This is a genomic window from Cupriavidus pampae, assembly GCF_914271485.1.
GTDB lineage: Bacteria > Pseudomonadota > Gammaproteobacteria > Burkholderiales > Burkholderiaceae > Cupriavidus > Cupriavidus pampae.
Genome location: NZ_CAJZAG010000002.1, coordinates 93,633 through 117,913, shown reverse-complemented (window position 1 = coordinate 117,913; position 24,281 = coordinate 93,633). Strand labels below are relative to the sequence as shown.

Annotated in this window: 21 protein-coding genes; 9 read left to right on the top strand and 12 right to left on the bottom strand. The window is 62.7% G+C overall.

Translation table 11 applies throughout. The annotated features are described in order from the left end of the window. Positions 1–25: 25 nt before the first annotated feature. Both LDO41_RS04805 and msrB read right to left on the bottom strand, forming a co-directional pair. A complete protein-coding gene (locus LDO41_RS04805; protein WP_223982651.1) occupies positions 26–1,777 on the bottom strand; it encodes a cytochrome c biogenesis protein DipZ in 1,752 nt (583 codons plus the stop codon). Positions 1,778–1,796: 19 nt separating this feature from the next. Then, complete coding sequence (gene msrB / locus LDO41_RS04800; RefSeq protein ID WP_223982648.1) at positions 1,797–2,327, bottom strand: peptide-methionine (R)-S-oxide reductase MsrB; 531 nt, start codon at positions 2,325–2,327, stop codon at positions 1,797–1,799. A 141-nt stretch (positions 2,328–2,468) separates the two neighbouring features. Here msrB and LDO41_RS04795 point away from each other — a divergent pair, with 141 nt between their 5' ends. The 4 genes from LDO41_RS04795 (at position 2,469) to LDO41_RS04780 (ending at position 7,449) form a co-directional block, all read left to right on the top strand. Further along, positions 2,469–3,212, top strand: a complete 744-nt coding sequence (locus LDO41_RS04795; protein WP_223982644.1) for a response regulator transcription factor — start codon at positions 2,469–2,471, stop codon at positions 3,210–3,212. Further along, positions 3,209–4,678, top strand: a complete 1,470-nt coding sequence (locus tag LDO41_RS04790) for a sensor histidine kinase (protein ID WP_223982641.1) — start codon at positions 3,209–3,211, stop codon at positions 4,676–4,678. The genes LDO41_RS04795 and LDO41_RS04790 overlap by 4 nt, the downstream gene beginning before the upstream one ends. 103 nt (positions 4,679–4,781) lie before the next feature. Beyond that, positions 4,782–5,804 (top strand): LLM class flavin-dependent oxidoreductase, encoded by a 1,023-nt coding sequence (locus LDO41_RS04785; RefSeq protein WP_223982638.1) that lies wholly within the window; start codon positions 4,782–4,784, stop codon positions 5,802–5,804. Positions 5,805–5,895: 91 nt separating this feature from the next. Continuing rightward, the gene (locus LDO41_RS04780) at positions 5,896–7,449 is read left to right on the top strand and encodes a hypothetical protein (protein WP_223982635.1); all 1,554 of its coding nucleotides are present in this window, start codon (positions 5,896–5,898) and stop codon (positions 7,447–7,449) included. Here LDO41_RS04780 and LDO41_RS04775 read toward each other — a convergent pair. From LDO41_RS04775 to LDO41_RS04765, 3 genes are all read right to left on the bottom strand, one after another. After that, the gene (locus LDO41_RS04775) at positions 7,446–8,240 is read right to left on the bottom strand and encodes a type 1 glutamine amidotransferase domain-containing protein (RefSeq protein ID WP_223982632.1); all 795 of its coding nucleotides are present in this window, start codon (positions 8,238–8,240) and stop codon (positions 7,446–7,448) included. The two genes, LDO41_RS04780 and LDO41_RS04775, sit on opposite strands and share 4 nt — an antisense overlap. A gap of 93 nt (positions 8,241–8,333) precedes the next feature. Next, entirely contained in the window at positions 8,334–9,701 is a 1,368-nt protein-coding gene (locus LDO41_RS04770; RefSeq protein ID WP_223982630.1) for an MFS transporter, read from the bottom strand. Between the two features lie 104 nt (positions 9,702–9,805). After that, a complete protein-coding gene (locus tag LDO41_RS04765) occupies positions 9,806–10,579 on the bottom strand; it encodes a gamma-glutamyl-gamma-aminobutyrate hydrolase family protein (protein WP_223982628.1) in 774 nt (257 codons plus the stop codon). Positions 10,580–10,881: 302 nt separating this feature from the next. Here LDO41_RS04765 and LDO41_RS04760 point away from each other — a divergent pair, with 302 nt between their 5' ends. The 5 genes from LDO41_RS04760 (at position 10,882) to LDO41_RS04740 (ending at position 16,168) form a co-directional block, all read left to right on the top strand. Continuing rightward, positions 10,882–12,198 (top strand): aromatic ring-hydroxylating dioxygenase subunit alpha, encoded by a 1,317-nt coding sequence (locus LDO41_RS04760; RefSeq protein WP_223982626.1) that lies wholly within the window; start codon positions 10,882–10,884, stop codon positions 12,196–12,198. A 94-nt stretch (positions 12,199–12,292) separates the two neighbouring features. After that, positions 12,293–13,729, top strand: coding sequence for a glutamine synthetase family protein (locus tag LDO41_RS04755; protein ID WP_223982624.1), 1,437 nt, complete (start codon positions 12,293–12,295; stop codon positions 13,727–13,729). A 38-nt stretch (positions 13,730–13,767) separates the two neighbouring features. Continuing rightward, the gene (locus LDO41_RS04750; protein ID WP_223982622.1) at positions 13,768–14,091 is read left to right on the top strand and encodes a 2Fe-2S iron-sulfur cluster-binding protein; all 324 of its coding nucleotides are present in this window, start codon (positions 13,768–13,770) and stop codon (positions 14,089–14,091) included. Between the two features lie 3 nt (positions 14,092–14,094). Beyond that, positions 14,095–15,348 carry an NAD(P)/FAD-dependent oxidoreductase gene (locus LDO41_RS04745; protein WP_223982620.1) on the top strand — a complete coding sequence of 418 codons (1,254 nt, stop codon included), beginning with the start codon at positions 14,095–14,097 and terminating at the stop codon, positions 15,346–15,348. 91 nt (positions 15,349–15,439) lie between these two features. Further along, positions 15,440–16,168, top strand: a complete 729-nt coding sequence (locus LDO41_RS04740; protein ID WP_223982618.1) for a GntR family transcriptional regulator — start codon at positions 15,440–15,442, stop codon at positions 16,166–16,168. A gap of 24 nt (positions 16,169–16,192) precedes the next feature. Here LDO41_RS04740 and LDO41_RS04735 read toward each other — a convergent pair whose 3' ends face one another. From LDO41_RS04735 to LDO41_RS04705, 7 genes are all read right to left on the bottom strand, one after another. Beyond that, positions 16,193–17,938 carry an amidohydrolase gene (locus tag LDO41_RS04735; protein WP_223982615.1) on the bottom strand — a complete coding sequence of 582 codons (1,746 nt, stop codon included), beginning with the start codon at positions 17,936–17,938 and terminating at the stop codon, positions 16,193–16,195. A gap of 66 nt (positions 17,939–18,004) precedes the next feature. After that, positions 18,005–19,102 (bottom strand): porin, encoded by a 1,098-nt coding sequence (locus LDO41_RS04730; protein ID WP_223982612.1) that lies wholly within the window; start codon positions 19,100–19,102, stop codon positions 18,005–18,007. A gap of 150 nt (positions 19,103–19,252) precedes the next feature. Further along, complete coding sequence (locus LDO41_RS04725; RefSeq protein ID WP_223982609.1) at positions 19,253–20,002, bottom strand: ABC transporter ATP-binding protein; 750 nt, start codon at positions 20,000–20,002, stop codon at positions 19,253–19,255. Then, the gene (locus LDO41_RS04720) at positions 19,995–20,810 is read right to left on the bottom strand and encodes an ABC transporter ATP-binding protein (RefSeq protein WP_223982606.1); all 816 of its coding nucleotides are present in this window, start codon (positions 20,808–20,810) and stop codon (positions 19,995–19,997) included. The genes LDO41_RS04725 and LDO41_RS04720 overlap by 8 nt, the downstream gene beginning before the upstream one ends. After that, positions 20,807–21,769: a branched-chain amino acid ABC transporter permease gene (locus LDO41_RS04715; RefSeq protein WP_223982603.1), complete on the bottom strand. Its 963-nt coding sequence runs from the start codon at positions 21,767–21,769 to the stop codon at positions 20,807–20,809. Before LDO41_RS04715 ends, LDO41_RS04720 begins: the two co-directional genes overlap by 4 nt. Beyond that, a complete protein-coding gene (locus LDO41_RS04710) occupies positions 21,766–22,626 on the bottom strand; it encodes a branched-chain amino acid ABC transporter permease (RefSeq protein ID WP_223984185.1) in 861 nt (286 codons plus the stop codon). Before LDO41_RS04710 ends, LDO41_RS04715 begins: the two co-directional genes overlap by 4 nt. A 13-nt stretch (positions 22,627–22,639) precedes the next feature. Continuing rightward, on the bottom strand, positions 22,640–23,809 hold the full coding sequence (locus LDO41_RS04705) for an ABC transporter substrate-binding protein (protein WP_223982600.1): 1,170 nt from the start codon (positions 23,807–23,809) through the stop codon (positions 22,640–22,642). Positions 23,810–24,281 lie beyond the last annotated feature (472 nt).

Sequence of the window (24,281 nt, the reverse complement as noted above, 5' to 3'; positions counted from 1 at the left end):
CTCTCTGAAAGTGGACGAGTTTGGTTTAGCCGAACGTGAAGGCGTAGGCCTGCACACCGGGGTCGAGAAATTCGATGGCGAAGGTTCTGTCGCGAACGTCGCCGCTCTGGCGGACCAGTTGATAGAGTCGCTGCTCCGTCACCGTACCACCGCCATCGGCTGCCACGTCGGTGCCATGCGAGGTGCCCGGCGCCTTGCCATCGATCGTCACGCGAAAGCGTACCGGTTTGCCATCGGCAGAGGGGCCCAGCACAAGATGAAGGTCGCGCGCGTGAAAGCGATACACGATGCTGCCACTGGCCTGTCCAAGCGTCGCCTCTTCCTTGCCGATCTTCCAGTTGCCGGTGAGGCCCCATTGATTGAGTGCGAGATCGGACGACGTGCGGTAGTCAGTCGCCTGATTCTGTTTAGCACCGCCGGCCGAAACGAAGTTCTCGGCGCGCGCATAGCCAACATAGGTTTCCGGCGAACGCATGGCGCCCTGGTCGGCAGCCATTTCCACGCCTTGCACCGCTGCCTTGGGCGTCGCCACTTCGGCCACGTCCGGGTGTCCGGCTTCCGCCAGCAACTGACGGATCACCGCCTCCGACTTCTCGTACTCGCCTTCACCGAAGTGGTGGAAGCGCACGTTGCCCTTCGCGTCGATGAAATAGTGGGCCGGCCAGTAGTTGTTACCGAACGCGCGCCAGATCGCGTAGTTGTTGTCGATGGCGATGGGATAGGTCACGCCGAGATCGTGCGCGGCTTTGCGGACATTGTCGATATTGCGCTCGAAGGCAAACTCGGGCGCATGCACGCCGATTACGACCAGCCCCTGATCCCGATACTTCTCGGCCCAGGCCTTCAGATAGGGAAGGGTGCGCAGGCAGTTGATGCAGGAGTAGGTCCAGAAATCGACCAGCACGACCTTGCCGCGTAATGCTTCGGCGCTGAGCGGTGGCGAGTTCAGCCATTGCACCGCGCCATCGAGACCCGGGAAGCGGCCTTCCACCGGCAGCGTGGCGGGATGGTCCGCGGCACGCATCATCATGGCGCCGCCGCTCTCGTGCTTGGGCGAGAGCCTGTCGACCAGTCGCTGCTCGAGGCCGCCCGCCGCCGCGATCGTGGAAATCCGCGTCAGCAGGCCGGTGTCCAGTCCCAGTGCAATCGCGCCGACACCGACCAGCATCGCGACACCGATGCCGCGCCGAATCCATTCGCCGACACCAAGCGAGCGCTTCATCGCGGCAAACACGCGCCCCCCGATCAGCAATGCGATGCCAAGCGAGGTGGCGGCACCCAGCGCATACGCCAGCAACAGCAGCGTGGTACCGACGCTCGCGCCCTGCAATGCCGCGCCGGTCAGGACCAGACCGAGGATTGGGCCGGCGCACGGGGCCCACACTAGCCCCGTGGCGATACCCAGCAGAAACGATGAGGAGACGCTATTCGTGCCGCCTTCGCTTTGGGCAAAGTTGGACAGACGACTGCCCGCGCCGACCAGCGGGTGCATCAGCCGCTCAGCCAACCGAGGAAGCAGAAGCGTGAGCCCAAACGCGGCCAGCAGGATGATGGCCAGCCAGCGGCCATATTCGTTCGCCTGTGCGACCCAGCCCCCGCCCACCGCGGCCAGGGTTGCCACGCCAGCGAACGTGACACCCATGCCGGCCAGTAGCGGCAGGCCGCTGCGCACAAAAGGCTGGTCGGCGCGCGCGAAGACAAACGGCAGCACGGGCAGGATGCAGGGGCTCAGGATCGTGAGCACCCCGCCAAGGAAGGAAAGGACCAGGAGCAGCATGGCAATGAGTCCGTATAAATCAGGCGGCCGCCGCGCTGAACGTCATGGCCACGCCGTTCATGCAATAGCGCAGGCCGGTCGGCTTGGGACCATCGTTGAACACGTGACCGAGGTGACCACCGCATTTGCTGCAATGGACCGCACTGCGCAACATGCCGAAGCTTCTGTCATCCTCGGTGCCGACGGCATTCGCGAGCGGTGCCCAGAAACTTGGCCAGCCGGTGCCGCTGTCGAACTTGGTGGCGGAAGAGAACAGCGCGAGCTGACATCCCGCGCAGGAGAATACGCCCTTGCGATGCTCGTCGTTGAGCGGGCTGCTGTACGGCCGCTCCGTGCCTTGGCGTCGCAGCACGGCGTACTGGTTCGCGCTGAGCCTGGCGCGCCATTCCGCGTCGGAAAGCTGGAATTCGAAGGTATCGGCAGGCTTTGCGGGCGCTTTGCCGCCTTCCCCCGGCTGAGGCGCGGCATTCAATAGTCGCCAGCCGCCCATGGCGGCCAGCGCCGCGGTAAGCGTGCCACCGGATAGCAGGAAGCGTCTCGACATGCCCATGGCGAACTCCAGACTGGATGCGGTATAGGCAGAGTACGCGCCAGTGCGTGGCGAAGTCCTCGCCGAAACTTAAACATTCCGTGATAACTGCACCGGCGGAATTCTGCACAATAGAGCCAGTTTCCCCGTCAGCCCTGCGCTATGGACCATACCAAACGGATTCTCCTCGTCGAAGACGACGTCGGCATCGCCAACGTCCTCGCCCTGCATCTGCGCGATGAGCGCTACGAGGTCGTGCATACCGCGGACGGCACCGAGGGACTACGGCTGCTGGAGCAGGGTGGGTGGGACGCGCTGGTGCTGGACCTGATGCTGCCCGGCGTGGACGGTCTCGAGATCTGTCGTCGCGCGCGCGCCATGACGCGCTATACGCCGATCATCATTATCAGCGCACGCTCCAGCGAGGTCCATCGCGTGTTGGGGCTCGAACTCGGCGCCGACGACTACCTCGCCAAGCCGTTCTCGATGCTGGAACTGGTGGCGCGGGTCAAGGCGCTGCTGCGTCGCGTCGACGCGATGGCGCGCGATGTTCGAGCCAACGTCGGCATTCTCGAGCTCGCGGGCCTGAGCGTGGATCCGATTGCCCACGAAGCGACGATCGATGGCAAGCGGCTGGACCTGACGCCGCGCGAGTTCGACCTGCTGTACTTTTTCGCGCGTCATCCCGACAAAGTGTTCTCGCGCATGGACCTGCTCAACGAGGTCTGGGGCTATCAGCACGAAGGCTACGAACACACCGTCAATACCCATATCAACCGGCTGCGCACCAAGATCGAGGTCGATCCCGCACAGCCGAGGCGCATCGTGACCGTTTGGCGCCGTGGGTATCGCTTCGTCGCGGATCCACGCGCGGCTGAGGCGGCCGAGTCCGGAGCGGCATCGTGAAACTCAACGTCAAGCTTTCGCTGAGCCAGAAACTCGCGGGCGTGTTCGCGGCGCTGCTGCTGGCGTGCTGCGGCGCTTCCGCATGGTTGCAGGTACGCGCCAATGCGATGCACGAAACGGAGGTCGTTCAGGATATCTCGCGCGGGCTGGCCGCCTACATTGGACGCACGGCGCTACGCGAGGACCAGAGCGAACTCGAGCCCGCGGCGCTGCGACGTTTGTTTGGGCAGTTGATGGTGGTCAATCCGAGCGTCGAGGTCTATCTGCTCGACGATCAGGGGCGAATCCGCGGTCATGACGCGCCCGCAGGCCATCTGGTGAGAGACCGGGTCGATCTCGAACCCATCAAGAAGCTGATCGATGGTGGGGCCTTACCGATCTTTGGCGATGATCCCAGAAGCGCCTCCGCGCGGAAGGTTTTCAGCGCCGCGCCCCTGCGGCAGGGCGGGTATATCTATGTCGTGCTGCAGGGTGAAGCGCATGACAAGCTCGCGGCACAGGCATCACGCACCGCGGTCATGCGCACGACGTTATGGTCCATGGCGCTGGTGGCGGCGCTTGGACTTGCCGCGGGGCTGGCCGCGTTCGCCTTGATTACGCGTCCGCTCAAACATCTGACGCTGCGGATCAGCCAGTTCGATTCGACGGGCGGACACGGCTCGCGGATCGAACGCCCGCCGGAGCCCTCGTCACGCGACGAGATTACCGCGCTGGAGTCCGCGTTCTCCCAGATGGCCAGCCGCATCGACACCCAATGGCGTGAGCTTGCGCAGCAGGATCAGGAGCGGCGCGATATGGTCGCCAATATCTCGCACGATCTGCGTACGCCATTGACCTCGCTGCATGGTTATCTGGAAACGCTGTCGCTGAAGGCGGATGTGCTGACCAGAGAGGAGCGTCAGCGTTATCTGGATATCGCGCTGGCTCAGAGTGCGAAGGTCGGTAGCCTGGCACAGGCGCTGTTCGAGCTGGCCCGTCTGGAACACGGCATGGTGCAGGCGGTACCCGAGAATTTCTCGATGGTGGATCTGGCTCAGGACGTGCTCGAGAAGTTCGCCTTGCCAGCGGAAGCCAAGGGGCTTCATCTTCGCGCTGGGGTGCCACCAACGTTGCCCGCCGTCACGGCCGATCTCGGGATGATCGAGCGCGTGCTGACGAATCTGCTCGACAATGCGATTCGCCATACGCCGACCGGCGGCACCGTGGAAGTAGATATGGCCGCCGACGATGGCACGGTGGTGGTCACCGTCAGCGATAGCGGCCCCGGCATTCCACCGGCGCTGCGAGAGTCGATCTTCCATCGCCCGTTCCCTTCGGGCGGCGCGCACCGCGGCGGCGGACTGGGGCTACTGGTCGTGCAGCGCATGCTGCAACTCAACGGCAGCGAGATCCGGCTGATCGACAGCGCGATTGGGGCAACGCTGCGCTTCGCGTTGCCGGCGACCGTCAAAGGCGGTGGCGCGTAAGCTGTTTATTCCATGGATGGAAAAGAGAGTCTCGGTTTTCCAGGCTAATGCAATGTCGCGCCTTGTTCCATAATTGCGCGTAACACCACTGTGCGACATTGCCATGAAAAAGATCGGCTTCCTCTCCTTCGGTCATTGGGGCCTCAGCCCAAGCTCTAAAACAAGATCGGCAGCCGACGTCCTGTTGCAGTCCATCGACCTGGCAGTTGCCGCCGAGGAACTGGGCGCGGATGGCGCGTACTTCCGCGTCCATCACTTTGCGCAACAGCTGGCGTCGCCGTTCCCGCTGCTCGCGGCAGTCGGCGCGAGAACCAAGCGGATCGAGATCGGCACGGGTGTCATCGACATGCGATACGAGAACCCGCTATATATGGCGGAGGAGGCCGGTGCTGCCGATCTTATCTCCGGCGGGCGGCTGCAACTGGGGATTAGCCGCGGCTCGGGCGAACAGGTTGTCGACGGCTGGCGCTACTTTGGCTACGCACCCGACGAAGGCGAGACGCATGCCGATCTCGCACGCCACCATACCGAGGCGTTCTACGAGGTGCTACTGGGCAAAGGTTTCGCCCAACCGGCTTCGCGGCCGATGTTTCCGAATCCGCCGGGGTTGCTGCGCGTGGAGCCGCATTCCCCCGGTCTACGCGATCGCATCTGGTGGGGCTCGGGTTCCGACGCGACGGCGCGGTGGGCCGCCACGATGGGCATGAACCTGCAAACCTCCACGCTGAAGAATGATGAATCGGGGCTTCCGCTCCATGTCCAGCAGGCCGAGCAGATCCGTGCGTATCGCGAGGCATGGAAAGCGGCAGGACATACGCGTGAGCCGCGTGTGTCGGTAAGCCGAAGCATCTTTGCGCTGGTCAATGACAAGGACCGCGCCTATTTCGGCCGGGGCACGCAAAGCACGGATACTGTCGGCTTTCTCGACGACGATGTGCAGAAGATCTTTGGCCGCAACTACGCGGCCGAACCCGAGGCATTGATCGAGCAACTGGCCAAAGACGAGGCAATCGCCGCCGCGGATACGCTGCTGCTGACGGTGCCGAATCAATTGGGCGTTGACTACTGCGCGCACGTGATCGAAGCCATCTTGCAGAAAGTCGCGCCCAGCCTGGGCTGGCGTTAGTACACGGGCGAGGAGGGCGCTCCGCGGGGCTCAAGTTCCGCGGGGAAATGGCCGTTATCAGGGGCAAGTCAACTCTGCTCGGTTCGATCGAATGACGGTCATCTCCCCCCTCAGCAACCAGAATCCGAACGTGCAGCGATCCGCCGCGACGTCCGCCAGTTCCACCTCAGGGGCGGCATGGCCGCAAAGCCAGCAAAGCACGGCGGCTGGTTCGACTTCGGTCACGCTGAATCAGCAGAGCAATGATCCGACCTACACGCTGGCACAACTGTCGCCCAAGTCGGTGTGGGAGCGCGTGGCCAGCGATGCCGTGACAAGCCGGATGGCGGGCAACATTTATGCGCCCAATCTGGCCAACCGTTTCGACGGGCTGGGTGCGGCGCTGCTCAGCCGCTTCAAGCTCGACGGCAGCGATTTCTCGCAGGCGGTGATGCAACTGCCAGCGGGCACGCCAGCAGATAGCGTGAAAGCGTCCGCGTTCCACGCGCAGACCGATAACCAGGTCGCGCTGACGGTCACCACGCGCAGCGGCGCCACGGTAACGGTGTCGCTGGGTAACGATGACGATCGTCTCGCGGTCCAGATCGCGGTGACGAACGGGAAGCTCTCCGACGCCGAGCGTGACGCGCTCAGCAACCTGTCAGGGGCTTTCCAGAAGGCGATCGACGGGCTGACCGCCATGCCGCCGCGCCTCGATGTCGGCGACCTGCTGGCGTTCGACCCAAAGGTGTTGGCGTCCGTGAATCTCCACGCCAGCGTGGATCGCGGCCACAACGACATTCAGACCATCGATCTGGTCGCCAACGATCAGCAACGCACGCTCACGTCCAAGAGCCTCACCGGCACGGTGAACGTCGACGTGAACGTCGCGGACACCGCCATGCTAGGCAGCGCTACGCAGCAGGCGGATGCGGTCCACAAGTATCTGGAACAATTCGACGCAGCACGTTCGCGCGGGCAGGGCGATGCCGCGCTGATGACGATGTTCAAGGATGCCTTCGCGGCGCTACACAGCAACATTAACGCCGATGAAACCCCGAAGATTCGCGGCATCCAGCTCAGCACGGGTGACCACGGGATGATGACCGGCTTGGCCGATTTCTCCGCGTCAATCACCCAGACCGCGGTGAAGAGCAATCCGATGCGGTCCGACGAGGTCGACGCGTTCTCGTATCAGGTATCGCAGGACACAAAGATCACCGGTGCAAGCGCGCTGGACCGGAATATCAAGCAGCATCAGGAATCCAAACTCGATGCCAGCTTCCATCGCTCGCTGTTCGCCGACACCTCGCTGATGCTCGACGAGAACAGGTTCTCGCAGAACTATTTCTACGAACAGATTCACGACAGCGCCAGCAGCAACACGGAGATCGGGTATCAGGATGGGAACCTGACGAAGGCGTCGATTACCCAATCCGCCGATCAATCGCGTCGCGTGCAGAAGTATGAGTTGGGCCGCCTGGAAAGCGACACGACCGATCCGGTTTCCAACACCCATACAACGGACGTGCTGGCGCTGGTGAAAGCGGCGGAGCAGAGCGACGAATCATATCGACCCGGTGACATCAAGCTTCAGGAGAAGATCCTGAGCAGCATGCACGACCGCGTCATGCTGCAACCGGAAGCAGGTCGGCTGGCGAATTAACCGTTGGCGCGAGCAAGCGCGGCCACCAGTTTTGCCGCGATCGGGTGATCCGACGCGGGATTCTGTCCCGTGATCAGCTCCCGGTCCTCGATCACGTGCGGGGCGAAATCGGTCGGATTGATGATGACCTCGCCACCCGCCAGATTCAACGCGTCAGGCATGTTGAAGTAGAGCTTGGCTTTGAGGATATTGTCCTCGATGTACTTTTCCTCCGAGGCAGTGAACACGGTCATTTTGTAGCCCGTGTATTGCCAACCCTTGGCCCATTCCTGCGCCTTCTGCGGATCACCGGCAATCAGTGACGCCCTGAACTCGCGCGCGTGCGGCATGGCCGCCGTCGCCGAGATCGGACCGTGGCACAGCATGGCGGTCGGCTTGGATTTCTCGTGGAAGTGCTGGAGGATAGTTCTGAGCTCGGCATCCTGCATCAGATCCGTGACAGGCGCCTGACCACCGGGAATGAAGACGCCGCTGTAGTTGTCGAGCCCTTCGTCGATCACCGACTTCAACGTACGCACGTTGGTCATGACGGGATCGCTGTCCCAGAACTGCCGCCCACGTTTGTACGCGGCCTCGTCTCCACCGAAATGCGCGGGCACATCCGATGCCGGGTCGAGCGTCATCTTGGTGCCATCCGGCGTGGCAAGCACAACCTCATAGCCAGCCTCGATCACGGCCATGGCCGGCACGACGGTCTCATTCAGATAGTGTCCCGTCTTTCCCCAACCGCCGCCTTGCGTCTCGATCCTGTCAGCATTGGAACCAATGACCAGCACTTTGCACTTGCTCATTGCGACCTCCTTCGGTGGATAGCGGGGCCCCACGCCGCGCGTCGTTCCATCCTATGCGAACGAACCGGCATGCAGGTGTTAATCGTGGTGAAGTTAGTGTGACGCGACCACGTCCGTCGCACGCACCTCATCCCGTGCATTGAGGGACTTCACGATCAGTGCGGCCGTTGCAATAAAGGCCGGTACCGCCAGCAAGGTGAAGATGGTGTCGAAGCCCAGATGCATGCGCAGCAGTTCGCCGCCGAGCAGTGCGCCTGTGATGCCACCGAAGCGGCCGATGCCGAGCATCCACGCGACACCCGTTGCCCGGCCCTGAGTGGGATAGAAGCCGGCCGCCAACGTCGGCATGGAGGCCTGCGCGCCGTTCATCACCGTACCGGCCAGGAAAATCAATATGCCCAAAAGCACCTGATCTCCCATGCCGTGGCCCACGGTGTAGATCAAGGCGCCGGCCAGCGCATACATGGCGGCCACCACCTTGTTGGGATTCAGTCGGTCCATCATCCAACCTGCTGCGATGGTGCCAATGCCCCCGCCCAGGGGAAACAACGCCGTCAGCAACGAGGCGCGCTGAATCGAGAAACCCGCATCCTTCATCAGCGTGGGCAGCCAGCTGGTCAGCAGGTAGAAGATGACCAGCCCCATAAAGTACGTCAGCCACAGCATGATCGAGCCGAGCCGGTAGCGCGGTGCCAGCACCGTGCCGATTGCCGAGCTCGCGGCGGGCGCGGTTTCGTGAATCGTGAAGCGCTCGACGCCGGCAACATTGGCCCCGGTCACGCGCTCGAGCGCGGCGGCAATGCGCGAGGTCGGGTAGTGGCGCACCACCATGAAGCGGATCGATTCCGGCAGCGCGAAGACGAGTATCACGCCCAGCACCAGCGGCGCCACACCACCGAATAGCAGCACGCTTTGCCAGCCGAAGTGCGGGATGACGGCAGCGGCAAAGAAGCCGCCCGCCGCCGCGCCCAGCGGAAAGCCACAGAACATGGTGTTCACCAGCACCGCGCGCCGCTTGGCGGGCGCGAACTCCGACATCAGGGTGACCGCGTTGGGCATGGCGGCGCCAAGACCGAGCCCGGTGAGGAAGCGCAGTACCGTCAGCCACGCGAGCGTGGGCGAGAACGCGGTGGCAAGGCTGCAGGCGCCAAAGAAGAACACCGACAACACCAGTACCTTCTTGCGTCCGACGCGATCGGCCATCGGTCCGGCGAAAATCGCGCCGAAGGCCAGCCCGAACAGCGCCGCGCTCATGACAGGGCCGAGCGTCGATTTGTCGATGTTCCAGTCCTGCACGAGCGCGGGCGCGACGTAGCCCATTGCCGCCGTATCGAAACCGTCGATGGCGACGATCAGGAAGCAGAGCACGAGAATCGCCCATTGGTAGGCCGAGAAGGGGCGGTTATCGATCAGGGTCTGTACATCGACCGTACCGATCGCGGGTGGGCTTGAGGGCTGCATGTCTCTCTCCGTGGGCAAAAAATTGGGTAAATGCGTTCCCATGTCGCACCGTCTGGGGCGGCGGGAGCGTCGGTTATGAGGGTTTGTATTCCTGCGCGGTGCGGTCAGGGCCGTCTGGCGTAGCGGCGGCAGGCCTCGCCGAATTGCGCGAACAGAGCCTGCGACAGTGGGTCGACCTCTGCCGTGACTTCGGGGTGCCACTGCACGCCAAGTGCGAACGGGTGGTCATCGCGTCGGATCGCCTCGATCAGACCGTCACCATGGCTCGCCTCGATCGAGCAACCTGGCGCGAGCGTACGGATGCCCTGTGTATGCAGCGAGTTGACGATCGCCGTGTCCGCGTGGATCCATTCGCTGAGCAGACCGTCCGGTGCCAGCGTGACCTCGTGCTTGTAGCGGTAGCGCTCGGCCATCGTTTCGGCAGGATCTTCGCGATGCTCGGTGTCGTGACCGGCATCGTAGATGTTGGGGTGCAAGGTGCCACCGAACGCCACGTTCAGTTCCTGGAAGCCGCGGCAGATGGCAAGAATCGGCATGCCGCGCGACGCGGCACCCCGAATCAACTGCATGGCAACGTGGTCGCGGGCAGGATCGACGAGGAATGCCGCGGGCTCCTCGCCTCCATACAGCCCCGGCGCGACATTGGACGCGCCCCCGGGAAGCAGCAGCCCCGATACCGCGTCGAGATAGGACGCCACGTCGTCGATGTCCTCGGCCGCCGGGATCAACACGGGCGTGACGGAGGCTGCCTGGTTCAAGGCCCGGCGATAACTCTCCTTGACGCTGTGGAGGTCGTGATCTCCGACGAAGAACCGGTCGCAGACGACGCCAACCAGCGGGCGGTCGGCTTTCCGAGGGGAGGTAGCAAATGACGACATGGAAATGGTTTCTGATCCTGCGCTTCGATGTACTGTATGCCGATGATAGTTTGCTGCATACATAAAGCGCCATCAAGGGTAAACACCTACCGCAACATTATTGTCGATATAAAAGTATATAAAACAGGAATGTAGAACACATTTCAAACGTCAATTCTATGAGTTGTGGACTCGCGCTCGGTCGCAGAAATGATCCCTGCCTTGTGCAATGTGTATGCAATAGCTAGTATCGCTGCATACAGTGAGTCGAGTGTTTATCGACCAACCGTCCACAACCCACCTTCGAGCAGGAGATCCCCATCATGATGTCCAGGGAACAAAACGACTTCATTACCCGCGTGGGCGCCGATGCGCCGGCTGGCCGTCTATTGCGCCAGTACTGGCAGCCGGTCGCGCTGATCGACGAGTTCGAGGGTGAGCGCCCAGTGCGAGCCGTACGCGTGATGGGACAGGACTTCGTGGTGTTCCGGGACGAGCATGGCCAGTATGGGATGCTCGATCGCGACTGCCCGCATCGCGGCGCGGACCTGAGCTTCGGGCGCCTCGAGGATGGTGGGCTGCGCTGTCCGTTCCACGGCTGGCTATTCGACCGCAACGGCACCTGCCTGCAGACGCCGGCCGAGCCGGCTGGCAGCAAGCTGTGCAGCCGCATCAAGCAGAAGGCCTACCCGGTGGTCGAACGCAGCGGCATGCTGTTTGCGTTTATCGGCGAGGGCGAGCCGCCCGCGTTTCCGGCGTTCGATTGTTTTGTCGCGCCGAACCAGTACACCTTCGCGTTCAAGGGGCTGCTCGAGTGCAACTGGCTCCAGGCGCTCGAAGTCGGTATCGATCCGGCGCACGCCTCGTTCCTGCATCGTTTCTTCGAGGACGAGGACACCTCCGAGAGCTACGGCAAGCAGTTCCGTGGCGCTTCGGCCGACTCCGCCATGCCGATCACCCAGGTGCTGCGTGAGTTCGAATGTCCAGTGATCAATCTTGCTTCGACCGATTACGGCATGCGCCTGACCGCGCTGCGCGATCTGGGCGAAGGTCAGCAACACGTGCGCGTCACCAATGTCGTGTTCCCGCAGGCCTTCATCATTCCGATGAGTGCGGAAATGACCATCGCGCAATGGCACGTGCCCATCGACGACACCAGCTGCTACTGGTACGCGATCTTCACGAGCTTCACGGAACCCGTGAACAAGCAGCAGATGCGCGACCAACGACTGGCGCTGTACGAACTGCCCGACTACCGCCCGCGTCAGAACAAGGCCAATCAGTACGGGTTCAATCCGTACGAGCAGTTGACCAAGACGTACACGGGCATGGGCAACGACATCAACGTGCATGACCAGTGGGCCGTCGAATCGCAAGGGCCGATCCAGGATCGTACGCGCGAGCATCTGGGCACCACCGACAAGGGAATCATCGCTTACCGGAAGTTGCTGGTGGAGGCGATCGAGGCCAACGAGCGTGGCGAGAAGGCGTTGATGATGGTGGATGCCGGGAAGGCCAGCACGCTGACCGGGCCGCCGTCGATCGATGGCGTCAGTGTCGGCAACATGGAGCACGACGCGTACTGGCGCGGTGCCGATGCGAAACGTCGCGCCGACTCGGAGTGGGCGTCGCGCGGCTGACGTCATCGGACTGCAGGATTCATCAACTACCGCATCAACTACCGAGGCGGCCCCGCCCGCGCACGCGTGACGTGACGCGGCGGGCCGGACCCATATGGCATTTGTAGACAAATTCGGCCTCTGGACCGATGCGCAGGCGCGCGCGGCGGACGAAGTCGCGCACCGCATCGGCGCGGGCGATATCGAGGTCGTGCGCTTTTCATTCCCCGATCAGCACGGCGTGCTGCGCGGCAAGACGCTGGTCGCGTCGGAGGCCATCAAGGCGCTGCGCAGCGGCCTCAATGTCACCACTACGCTGTTCGCCAAGGACACCTCGCATCGCACGGTGTTTCCGGTGTTCCAGTCGGGCGGCGGTTTCGATATCCCGGGTATGCAGGGCGGGGCGGATGTCACGCTGATTCCGGACCCGACGACCTTCAAGGTGCTCCCCTGGGCGCCGAATACCGGATGGGTGCTTTGCGATCCGTACTTCCAGGACGGCCGCGCGGTGCCCTTTGCCACGCGCCGCCAGTTGCGCAATGCAGAGCAACAGCTGGAGGCCCAGGGCTACCGGCTCTTGACCGGGCTGGAGGTGGAGTTTCACGTCTTCAAACTGCTCGGCGAACATATGTCGCCCGACGATGCCGGCCAGCCTGGCGAGCCGCCCGATGTCGGCCTCCTGTCGCATGGCTACCAGTTCCTGACCGAGTCGCGCTACGACGCCACCGACACCGTGATCGAGCTGATTCGCAAGAACGTCCAGCAGCTTGGATTGCCGGTGCGCTCACTGGAGATCGAGTTCGGGCCGAGCCAGTTCGAATTCACGTTCGCGCCCGCAAGTCCCAGCGAGACCGCCGATGCGATGGTGTTGTTCCGCAGCGCGGTCAAGCAGGTCTGCAAACGCCACGGATACCACGCCACGTTTATGTGCCGACCGAAGATCCTTAACGTGGTATCGAGCGGATGGCATCTGCATCAGTCGCTCGTGCGTGTGCAGGATGGCACCAATGCGATGATGCCGGAGCGTGCCGGCGACGACCTCTCCGTCGTGGGGCGCCACTATCTGGGCGGGCTGCTGCAGCACGCCTGTGCCGCCACGGCATTCTCCACACCGACGATCAACGGCTACAAGCGCTTTCGCGCCTATTCGCTGGCGCCGGACCGCGCGATCTGGGCGCGCGATAACCGTGGCGCGATGCTGCGCGTGCTCGGCGGTGCCGGCGATCCTGCCACGCGCATCGAGAATCGAGTGGGAGAACCCGCGGCCAATCCGTATCTGTACCTCGCCTCGCAGATCGTTTCCGGGTTGGACGGCATTCGACGCCAGCTGGACCCGGGCCCGTCCGCCGACTCGCCGTATGAAACCCCGGCGCCATACCTGCCGAAGACGCTCGACGAAGCGCTCGAATGCCTGCGTCATGACGACGTGCTGCGCGAAGGCATGGGCAACGGCTTCGTCGATTACTTCTGCCACATCAAGCAGGCCGAGATCGATCGCTTCAACCTCGAAGTCAGCGACTGGGAGCAGCGCGAATATTTCGATACGTTCTGAAATTCGACACGTTTTAACGATCATGCAGTGAGGATGTCATGCCGACAATTACCTATGTCCTGAAGGACGGCAACACCAAGACGGTGGCGGCAGCCAACGGAAAGACGCTGATGGAACTGGCGATCGCCAGCAACGTGCGCGGCATCGACGCCGAGTGCGGCGGCTGCTGCTCGTGCGCCACCTGCCATGTGTATATCGATGCGGCCTGGCTGGACAAGCTGCCGGTACCCGACGAGATGGAGAACGAGCTACTCGAAGGCGTTGCCGCCACGCGCACGGACTTCAGTCGACTCAGCTGCCAGATCGTCGTCAGCGACGCACTGGACGGCATGATCGTGCGAGTGCCCGAGACGCAGGGGTAGACCATGGCCGATCTCGCTGATCTTGTCATCATCGGCGCGTCTTACGCGGGCACCCAGCTCGCGCTGGCCGCGCGTGCCAACGGCTTCGCGGGCCCGATCACCATGATCGGTGACGAGCCGCATGCGCCGTACCAGCGCCCGCCATTGTCCAAAGGCTTCCTGCGCGACGAGGTCGACGCGTCCAGTCTGCCGTTGCAGTCGCCGGAGCGCTTTGCGGAAGAACGTATCGTGCTGCGGACCGGTGTCAGGGCGCTTCGCATCGACCGGGACGCGCGCACGGTTGAATTGTCCGATGGCAGCGCGATCGGCTACGACCGCCTGGCGCTGACCACTGGCGCACGCTGCCGCACGTTGTTGTGCGACGGTGCCGAACTCGGCAACGTTTATTACCTGCGTGACCTGGCCGATGCCCGCGCGATTCGGGATGCCGCCAGTCGTGCCCGGCATGCCGTGGTGGTCGGCGGCGGCTTTATCGGGCTCGAGGTGGCGGCCGCATTGCGCAAGCTTGGCCTCGACGTCACCGTGGTCGAAATGCAGGAGCGACTGCTGCAGCGCGCTGTACCGCCACTGATTTCTTCGTTCCTGATGCAGGCGCATGAACAACAGGGCGTGCGGTTCCGCATGTCGTCGCGCGTGCGCCGTCTGGTGGGTCAGGCAACGGTTGCGGCGGTGGAGCTCGAATCGGGTGAGGTGATCGCTGCCGATATGGTCGTCGCCGGGCTCGGTGTGGTCCCTAACGTCGAACTAGCCGAGGCTTGCGGGCTTGTCGTCGACAACGGCATCGTGGTGGATGCCTTTGCGCGCACCAGCGACCCCTCGATCGTGGCGGCCGGCGATTGCGCGTCGTATCCGAACCCGTGGCTCAATGCATCCGGGCAGGGCGGGTCGGCCAATCATTGTGTGCGCGTGGAGTCCATCCAGAGCGCAAACGATCTCGCCAGGGTTGCCGCCGCCACGGTGGCGGACCGCGCCACGCCATACGACGCCGTGCCGTGGTTCTGGTCGGATCAGTACGGCTACAAGCTGCAAATGGTCGGGGCGTCCGCGGGGCACGAACAGATCGTGCTGCGCGGGGACGTGGCTAGCGGCAAGTTCACGGCGTTATATCTGCGTGACGGCACACTCATCGGTGCGGATTCGGTCAATCGCCCGATCGACCATATGGCCGTGCGGCGTCTCGTGGCCGCGCGGCTGCGGCCCGACCCCGTGGTGCTGGGCGATGAGTCGATTGCATTGAAGTCGTTGGCGCCCGCCTGAGCAGGCGCGCTGGTGTACCATACCGTCATTGCATGCAGTGCCTACCTGTCGGTATGCAGTGCCGCCTGAAATCAAAACAATGAGGGGTGTCATGGAATCCCACCAGACCCGGGTATTGGTACAGCTGCGCGACCTGATTCTAAAGGGCGAGTTCGAGCCGGGCGCCCGCCTTGCGGAAATTCCGCTGGCGGAGAAGCTCGGCGTTTCGCGTACGCCAGTCAGGCTGGCGCTGGCATCGCTCGAGCAGGAAGGTCTGATCGAGCCGTCGCCCAGCAGCGGCTACATGATGCGGCGCTTTACGCCACGCGAGATCCAGGACGCCATTGCCGTGCGCGGTCATCTCGAAGGCATGGCCGCCCGCCTGGTGGCCGAGCATGGACTGTCGCGACAACTGACGCTGGATCTGCAGGATTGCCTGCGTGAGGGCGATCGCGCGCTGATGAAAGCGCAGCTCGACTACGACGACTACGTGGCGTACAGCAATATGAACGATCGCTTCCACGCGTTGATCGTCGAGGGCAGCGGCAATAGTGCACTGGCGCGCGCCATCGAGCTCAACAACCGGCTGCCGTTCGCAGCCGCCAGCGCGATGCTGCCGATGCAGTCCGCGGTGGAAGAGGGCCAGCAGTGGCTGGTCTACGCGCATCGCCAGCATCACAGCCTGTTCGATGCGATGCAGCGCGGCGAAGGTACCCGCGCACAGGCGCTGGCCACCGAGCACGTCAACGTGGCCCGTCTGAACCTCGAGACCGCGCTCGATCGTCCGGAACAGGCATCGCAGGTCATGCCCGCGATGCGCCTGTTTGTGACAGCGGCCTGAGCGTCCGCCCAGGCCGCGCGTGGTTTAGTTCGATGCCTGATAGACAACCTTGTCGTTGACGATCGTCTGCAAGGGCTTGATGTCCTTGATTTCGGCTTCCGGGACGGTGGTGTAGTCGGCAGACAGCACCACCATGTCAGCAAACTTGCCCGGCTCGATCGATCCCTTCCGCTTCTCCTCGAACGTGTAGTACGGCCCGGCGTTGGTATAGAGCCGCAACGCTTCTTCGCGCGAAAGGGCCTGATCGGCGCCATATACCTTGCCGCGCGGGTCCTTGCGCGTGACCATGACGTACAGGCCAACGAACGGATTGAGGATATTCACCTGGTTATCTGTGCCGGCGGCGGTGCCCTCGATGCCCAGCGTATCGACCAGCCAGCGTGTCGGCACGGCACGATTGGCCAGTTCGGTGCCCATGTATTTCTCCACCGTGGCGGCCTTGTCCCACATAAAGATGTTCTGCGCGTCCACGCGCACGCCGAGGGCCTTGGCGCGCTGCATTTGTTCGCGTGTCATCAGGCTGCCGTGGATCACGACCAGGCGGCGGTCCTTGATCGATTTGTCCTTGTCTGCCCCGGCATAGGCATCCAGCACGAGGTCCACGGCCGCGTCGCCCACCGCATGCGTGCCCACGCGCCAGCCATGGCGGTTGGCGAGGATCACACTCTGCTTATAGGCCGCCGGGTCGAGCGCCAGAGTGCCGTGATTGTGGGGATCATCCGCGTAGGCCTTGCGGATATAGGCTGATTTCAGCGTCATGCCGCCATCGGACACGATCTTGATGCCGGCGGTACGCACCCAGTCGTTACCGGTGTCGTCCTTGAACTTCGCGGCGTTCAGCTGTTTCTCGAAGTCTGCCGCGGTCAGTGCGATGGGTTTCCACATCACGCCGGTACGCACCGTGGACTGCTTGCGCTCGGCCACCGCGAAATAGGCGTCGATCTCCTCTTCGGTCAGCGCGGCATCGATGGCGCTGGTAATGCCCGAGGCGTTGTAGACGTGCTGCGCGGCAACCAGCTGGGTAATCAACTGTTCGCGCGTGGGACGCGGGATCCTGCGCTCGACGAGCTCGATCGCGGTTTCTTCCAGCAGCCCCGTCGCGTCGCCGTTGGCATCGCGATAGATCTTGCCGCCCACAGGGTCCTTGGTCGCGCGCGTAATGCCTGCCAGCTCCAGCGCTTTGGTATTGGCCATCGCGAAATGTCCCACCGTCTGCACGAACAGCGGGTTCGCCGGTGCGGCGATATCCAGCTCCTGGCGCGTCAGGTAGCGATGCTCGGCCAGTTGCGACGGCGGGTGCCAACGGCCCGATAGCACCCAGTTCCCCGGCGCGACGTTCTTGCGGCGGATGAATTCCGCGATGATGCGCTGGGTATCGGCGACTGACGTGGCGCTGATGACCTGCGCCGTAGTTTCCGCCGTGCCGGCGCCGATCATATGGCTATGGCTGTCCATCATGCCGGGAATCACGGTGCGACCCTGCAGATCGACGACGCGGGTGGTCGCCGTCACGTGCTGACGCATGGCGTCGGACGAGCCTACGTCGATAAACTTGCCGTCCTTGACGGCGACGGCCTGAGCGATGGAGAAGCGTTGGTCGACGGTGACGATCTTGCCGTTGAGGTAGACCGTATCGGCCGGCGAGGCTGTCGAAGCCGAGGAGGAAGTCGTGGAGGGCGCGCAGGCAGCCGCCGCGAGGGCGGCACCGACCGCAGCCAGAGAGGGCAGCCAGGCGCGCGCGCGGCGGGCAGGGGGGTGAAACGGAATCATCGAAGTCTCCTGTGGTGTGAAATGATCTGTGACGCGGCCACGCGCTTGCGCGCGTGGCGCAAGACGTCAGAAGATCTGCTTGATACCGAGCATGGCGCCCAGCTGATTGGCGCCTGGTGCCGGCGCCGAGCCTCCCGCCGCATTGCTGGCGGAGAGGGCTAACGTTCCGTGGTTATCGATGTAACCAACCGTGGCGTACGCCAGCGTGCGCTTGGAGAACGAGTACGAGCCACGCAACGCGCCCAGCCATGCCTTGTTCGGGCTGTTGTTGAACTTGACGTAGAACACCTCGCTGGCAACGTTGAATGCAGGCGTCACGTCATAGGACGCGCCAGCGTAGTAAAGCTGGCTATGACCCGGCGAATTGGCGGAGCCCTCGTTGTTGCGATTGATGACGCCCAGCCCGATCTTCACGTTGGAGAGCAGCGCATAGCCACCCACCGACAGACGATCGTCTTTCAGGCTGCTGCTGGTCAGTCCGCCAAAAGCGTCGACGCCGCCGCGCTGCGAATCGTAGGCAACATGAGCGCCCCATTTGGCCGTCTCGTACATCAGCAATGCCGACCAGGCGCGGCATGCCTGCACATCGGCAGGGTTTTCGCCCGCGCAGTTCGTGCCCGAGATGCTGTTCGCGCGCACGGTGTCGCGGCCCAGACTGTAGGTTGCGCCGACGGTGAACCCACCGAACTTGCCCTTGTAGGTCACGGCATTGTCGTGCCGCGCGTTGGGCAGGTAGCTGTCGATGGAGCCGCTGCCATACGCGTTTGGCCCCAGGATGTCCGTATCCAGCGTTGCCCAGAACAGCATGGAGTACTGACGTCCGAATGCGATCTGACCCCATTCGCTATTCAGGCCGACGAAGGCTTGGCGACCGAACAGGCGCCCCCCCTGATTGGAGCTGCCACTGTCCACCGCAAAACCCGACTCGAGCACGAACACGCTCTTGATACCGTTGCCAAGATCCTCGGAGCCGCGCATGCCCCAGCGGGATGGCACCGTGCCTGACAGATTCGGCATGCGCACCAGGCCGTTCCCGTTCGCGCCTACGTGATTGACGAACTCGACGCCGGTGTCCACCACGCCGTAGAGCGTGACGGACTGGGCATAGGCACCCAGTGGCAAGGCAAGGAAACAGACGGCTACAGCGATACGGCTCAACTTCATACATCTCTCCCTGGTCATGTGGCGCTTGGCCATGTTGATAGTTCTGGACAAATGAAAGGCGAGTGCTACCCGCACCGTTCGAGAAGAGCGGCGCAGGGCTGGTGAATCTGGATCGGGGGGTGAGGGTGGCGGCTTACCGCGTCAGCGTTTTCATCCGCTGCCGCAAGAGCTTGTCGATGATTCCGCGGATTCCTCGCGGACGTTCACACCCAGCATCGCCTCGAGCTTGCCGGGATCGCTGGCCAATAGCGCGCTGGTGCCCGCGTAAATGATGCTTCCGCGCTCGAGGACAATGACGCGATCAGTCATCTCGAGGGCAAGGCTTGGATGCTGCTCCACGACGATCGAAGGCAGGCCCGCCTGGCTTTGCATGCGGCGAATGCTCAGTGCGAGCTCCTCCACGATGATGGGCGCGAGCCCTTCCATGGGCTCGTCGAGCAGCAGGAGTCGAGGATTGGTCATCAGCGCGCGTCCAATCGCCAGCATCTGTTGTTCTCCGCCAGACAACTGGTTGCCGTAGTTCCGCCGCCGCTCCGCCAGCCGGGGGAACAGGTCGTAGACCCGGTGAAGATTCCAGTATCCGCGGGTCCCGACGACCGTGAGGTTTTCCTCAACCGTCAAGGATGGGAACACCTCTCGCTCCTGTGGCACCCAGCCCAGGCCCGCCCGGGCCCTGACATAGGAGCGACGACGCGTAATGTCCTCGCCCAGCCAGTGGACCGCGCCGGCGCTGACCCGTGTGTTGCCCATCAGGGTCTCCAGCACGGTCGTCTTGCCCACACCGTTGCGTCCCAGAATCGCGAGGCTTTCGCCGTCAGGAATGGCGAAGTCCATGGCTTCCAGGACGATGGCGTCGCCGTAGCCCGCGGTCACTTTGTCAAAAATCAGCGAGCTAGCCATGAAGCGCGACTCCCTGGCTCGCGGACGCCGTTCCGTGTCCTGACTTGGCGGCGATGCTGCCTTTTCGCCCGAGGTAGACCTCCTTCACACCGGGGTCGTTTGCAATCGTCTCTGGAGAACCCTCGGTAAATACTCTCCCGGCTACGAGGACCGAGATGCGCTGCGCAAAGCGAAAGACCAGATTCATATCGTGTTCGATAAACAAGATGCTGATGTCATCCGGCAGCGCCGCAATCACTTCGAAGAGTTCGGTGCTCTCGCCGGCCGGAACACCCGCCGCGGGCTCGTCCAACAGAAGGATCTGTGGCCGGGTGGCCAGGGCGAGGGCGATCTCCAGCAGCCGTTGCTTGCCGTATGCCATCTCGATAACGGGAACGTTCGCGAGATCTGCCAGCCGGAGACTTCCGAGGATCGCCGTCGCTTCGTCGTAGATCTTTCGCATGGACCTGACCGGCTTCCACCAGCATGCGCCCAGGCCCTCGCGCTCGCAGATCGCCAGCACGACGGAACTCAGTGGCGTCAGACGGGGGAACAGCGTATTGATCTGGAACGTTCTCGACAGTCCGGCCCGCACTCGCTGATCGGCGCGTAGCCGCGTGATGTCCTGACCGTTGAGTTCGACCCGCCCGGATGTGGGGGAAATTACGCCCGTCAGCAGGTTGATCAGCGTGGTCTTGCCGGCGCCATTCGGGCCAATCAGTGCCTGCCTGGCACCGGGTTCGATGCACAGGTTCACACCACTGACGGCATCGAAGGAGCCGAAGCGGACGCCGAGGTCCATGGTGCGCAGAGAAAGCGTGCTGCTCATTGCGGCCTCCCCATGGGTACGAACCGTGACAGGGCGCCGGTGATACCGCCCCGACCCGCCAGCGCGGAAGCGATCAGGAAGATCCCGAGCCAGAACATCCAGAACTGTGGGTCCAGATCGGCGAACACGTCATGCAGTGCCATATAGACAAACGCGCCCACCATGCCGCCGTACAGGCGTCCCGCGCCGCCCACGACCAGGATAATCAGGATCTCGGCCGACTTGGCGAATCCGAGGGATTCGATGCCGACGAACTGGGTGGTCTGTGCGAGGAGGGCGCCTGCAACCCCGGCAAATGCAGCGGACATGCAGTAGGAAAGGCGAAGCCGCGCGTCAACCGGACAGCCGAGCGCGAGCATGCGTTTGCGGTTGTCGTGGATGCCCCGCAGCACGAGCCCGAAAGGCGATCGCAGCATCAACCTGACGATCAGAAAGGCGACGGCCACGACGACGAAGGCGTACCAGAATGCGGTATGGCCCCAGAGATCAAATTCGTATCGTCCGAACAGCGGATTCATGGCGATGCCCTGGAGTCCGTCTGTTCCCCCGGTGATCGCGCTCGCACGATTGGCGACCTCCGCGAGCAGTACCCCCACGCCGATGGTGATCATCAGGCGAGCCAGGTCGCCTCCACGCACACTCAGATAGCTGAGCAGATAACCGGCGATGGCACACACGATCAATGCGGCGGCCACGCCAAGCAGCGGATCGCCCCATCCGTGCTTGGCCAGCAAGCCTGCACAGTACGCGCCCATGCCAAAAAAGGTCGCATGGCCGACGGTGAGAATGCCCGCGTATCCCAATGCGATATCCAGCGACAGGGCGAACAGGCCCATGATCAGGATCTGGCTGATCAGCGGCAGTTTGTCGGGCAGGAATAGATAGCTGCTTGCCACGGCCAGCCAGAATGCGAGCTCGACCAGGCCTGCGTGGCGCGATGTCAGGGGAATCGTTTTCACGCGAGTGCCTTTCGCGAAAGAATGCCGTTGGGTCGAATCAGCAGTGCGACGACCATGAAGACATAGATAAGGAATGCGCCGGTCTCCGGCAGGTAATATTTGCCCGCCACGTCCACCAACCCGACGATGAGCGCTGCGACAAACGGGCCGACGATGGAGCCAGCGCCGCCGACGCACACGACGATCAGGAAGTACACGAGGTACTTGAGCGGGAATGTCGGTTCCAGTCCGAGTGTCCCCAGACTGAGCGCGCCACCCAGACCGGCCAGTCCACAGCCCAGCGAGAAGGTCAGCAGGAAGAGCCGCTGCACGCGGATGCCGGTGCCTTCGGCTACCCGCTGGTTATCGACGGAGGCTCTCACCATGGCGCCGTAGCGGGTTCGGGTCATCGCCAGCATCAGCGCTGCAAAGACGACGATGCCGCAGGCGATCAGGAACAGTCGGTAGTAGCCCGCCTCCACGCTTGCGACCACCACACGCCCCTGAAGACTGTGGGGAAGGGTGAATGGCTGCACGGCAGGACCAAAGAAGTACGTTGCGCCAGCAATCGAGACAAAGACGACGCCGATCGACATCAGCAACTGGTCCAGCGCGCTCGCCCGATACAGTCGTCGGAATAGCAGGCGTTCGCAGATGGCGCCAATGGCTGCCGCCACGGCGAAGGCCGCGATCAGACTCGCATAGAAGTTCACCGCCATGTGCTGCATCGCCAGCGACGCTGCATAGCCGCCCACCATGGCGAAGGTTCCGTGCGCCAGATTGACGTAATTCATCAGACCCATCGTGATGGACAGGCCTACCGCTATCAGAAACAGGAGCATGCCATAGGCCACTCCATCAAAAATCACTGTTCCCATCGTCGTTTTTTTACTATTTGCCTGGATTTGCAACGCGTTCGAATGCATCGAATTCGACGTTGACGAGTTCGCCGTTGACCTTCTCGGTCTGGCGGATATAGACGGTCTGCACGATGTCTCGTGTCTTCGGATCGATCTCGATCGGGCCGCGGGGGCTTTCGAACTGGAGGCCGCTCATGGCCACCATCACCTTCGTTCCATCCGTATCGCCTTTGGTCTTTTTCAGCGCAAGATCGAATGCAGCCATGCCGTCGTACGCCGCCACCGCAAAGTAGCTGGGGCGCATCTTCTTGCCATAGGCCGCATAGAAGTCGGAGACGAATTTCTGATTCAGTGCGGACTTGTGGGCGTACGAGTAGTGATGACTGGTTGTCAGTCCCAGTGCGACATCGCCGGTTGCCGCCAGGTAGCTATCGTCGGTGGCTTCGCCCGTTGCAATGAGCTTGATCCCGGCATCGTCCATTCCGCGTTCCTTCCATGTCTTCAGGAACGCTGGAGGCATGACACCGGAGGGGAAGAAGATAAAGACCGCTTGCGGCTTGGCGTCCTTGATGCGCTGCACGTACGCCGAAAAGTCCGGATTGCTCATGGGCGTGCGAACGCTTCCCACGATCTTTCCGCCTTCCGCGGTGAATGCCTTGGTGAATGCCGTCTCGGCATCCGCGCCGGAGGCATAGTCGGCCGTGACCGTGTACACCTCCTTGATCTTGTTCTTTGCCGCCCACTTGGCCATCGGCGCGGAAACCTGTTCGACCGTGAACGACACGCGCGCGACATACGGAGAGGCCGCGGGGATTCCGGAAGAGCTGGCGTTCATGACAACGGTCGGAATCTTCGCTTGCGTCGCCACCGACGCCACGGCGTAGGCGTTCGGGCTGAAGTCGAGGCCGGCCAGAAATTGCACCTTGTTCCGGACCACCAGTTCCTGGGCGAGACGTTTGGCCGCTTCAGGCGCGGGACCGCCGGTATCCTTCTTGACCAACTCGACCGGCCGTCCACCTAGCTTTCCACCGTGCTGCCTGAGGTAGAGCTCCATGCCGGCATCGAACTGCCGCCCATAGTCCGCGTAAGGACCTGAATACGTGGCGATGACACCAATGCGGATCGGCTCATCTGCCGCCGACGCAGCGCCTGCACACGAGACCGCAAGCAGCGGCAGGAAAAATCGGACGATTTTGTTCATGTCTATCTCTTATGGGTGTCTTCAAGCGAAAGCAGGGCTGCATGCAGCAAATCCATACGCATGCTCGTTTTCATCAAAATCCTTTGCCATTGTCGACAGCGATCGCATTGTTGCATGCAGCGAAAGCCAAACGCCAATGCATATAGGCTACAAATGCCGATATAAACAACGCATACGGCACTTTATTAGGGTCAATCCTAGGGCGAATCGCGTTTCTTGAATACAAGGCAATGCAATGTGTGTGCCAAGTTCACAGCGCTGCATGCAGCGCTCATGGCGGCTCAGAATTCGTTGTGGATTAAGGGCGATAGAGGCGTGGTAGGGAGTGCCCGTGCACGCGAGAGAGCCACGAACGTGGCTCCGAATAGGTGCGGATGCCCCAGAAAGGGGCTTCGGAGGCTATGCGCAGCCGCAGTGCTTAAACACAAAGCCATGCACCCTCAAAGTCCGCGACTTCCCTTGAGAAACCAAA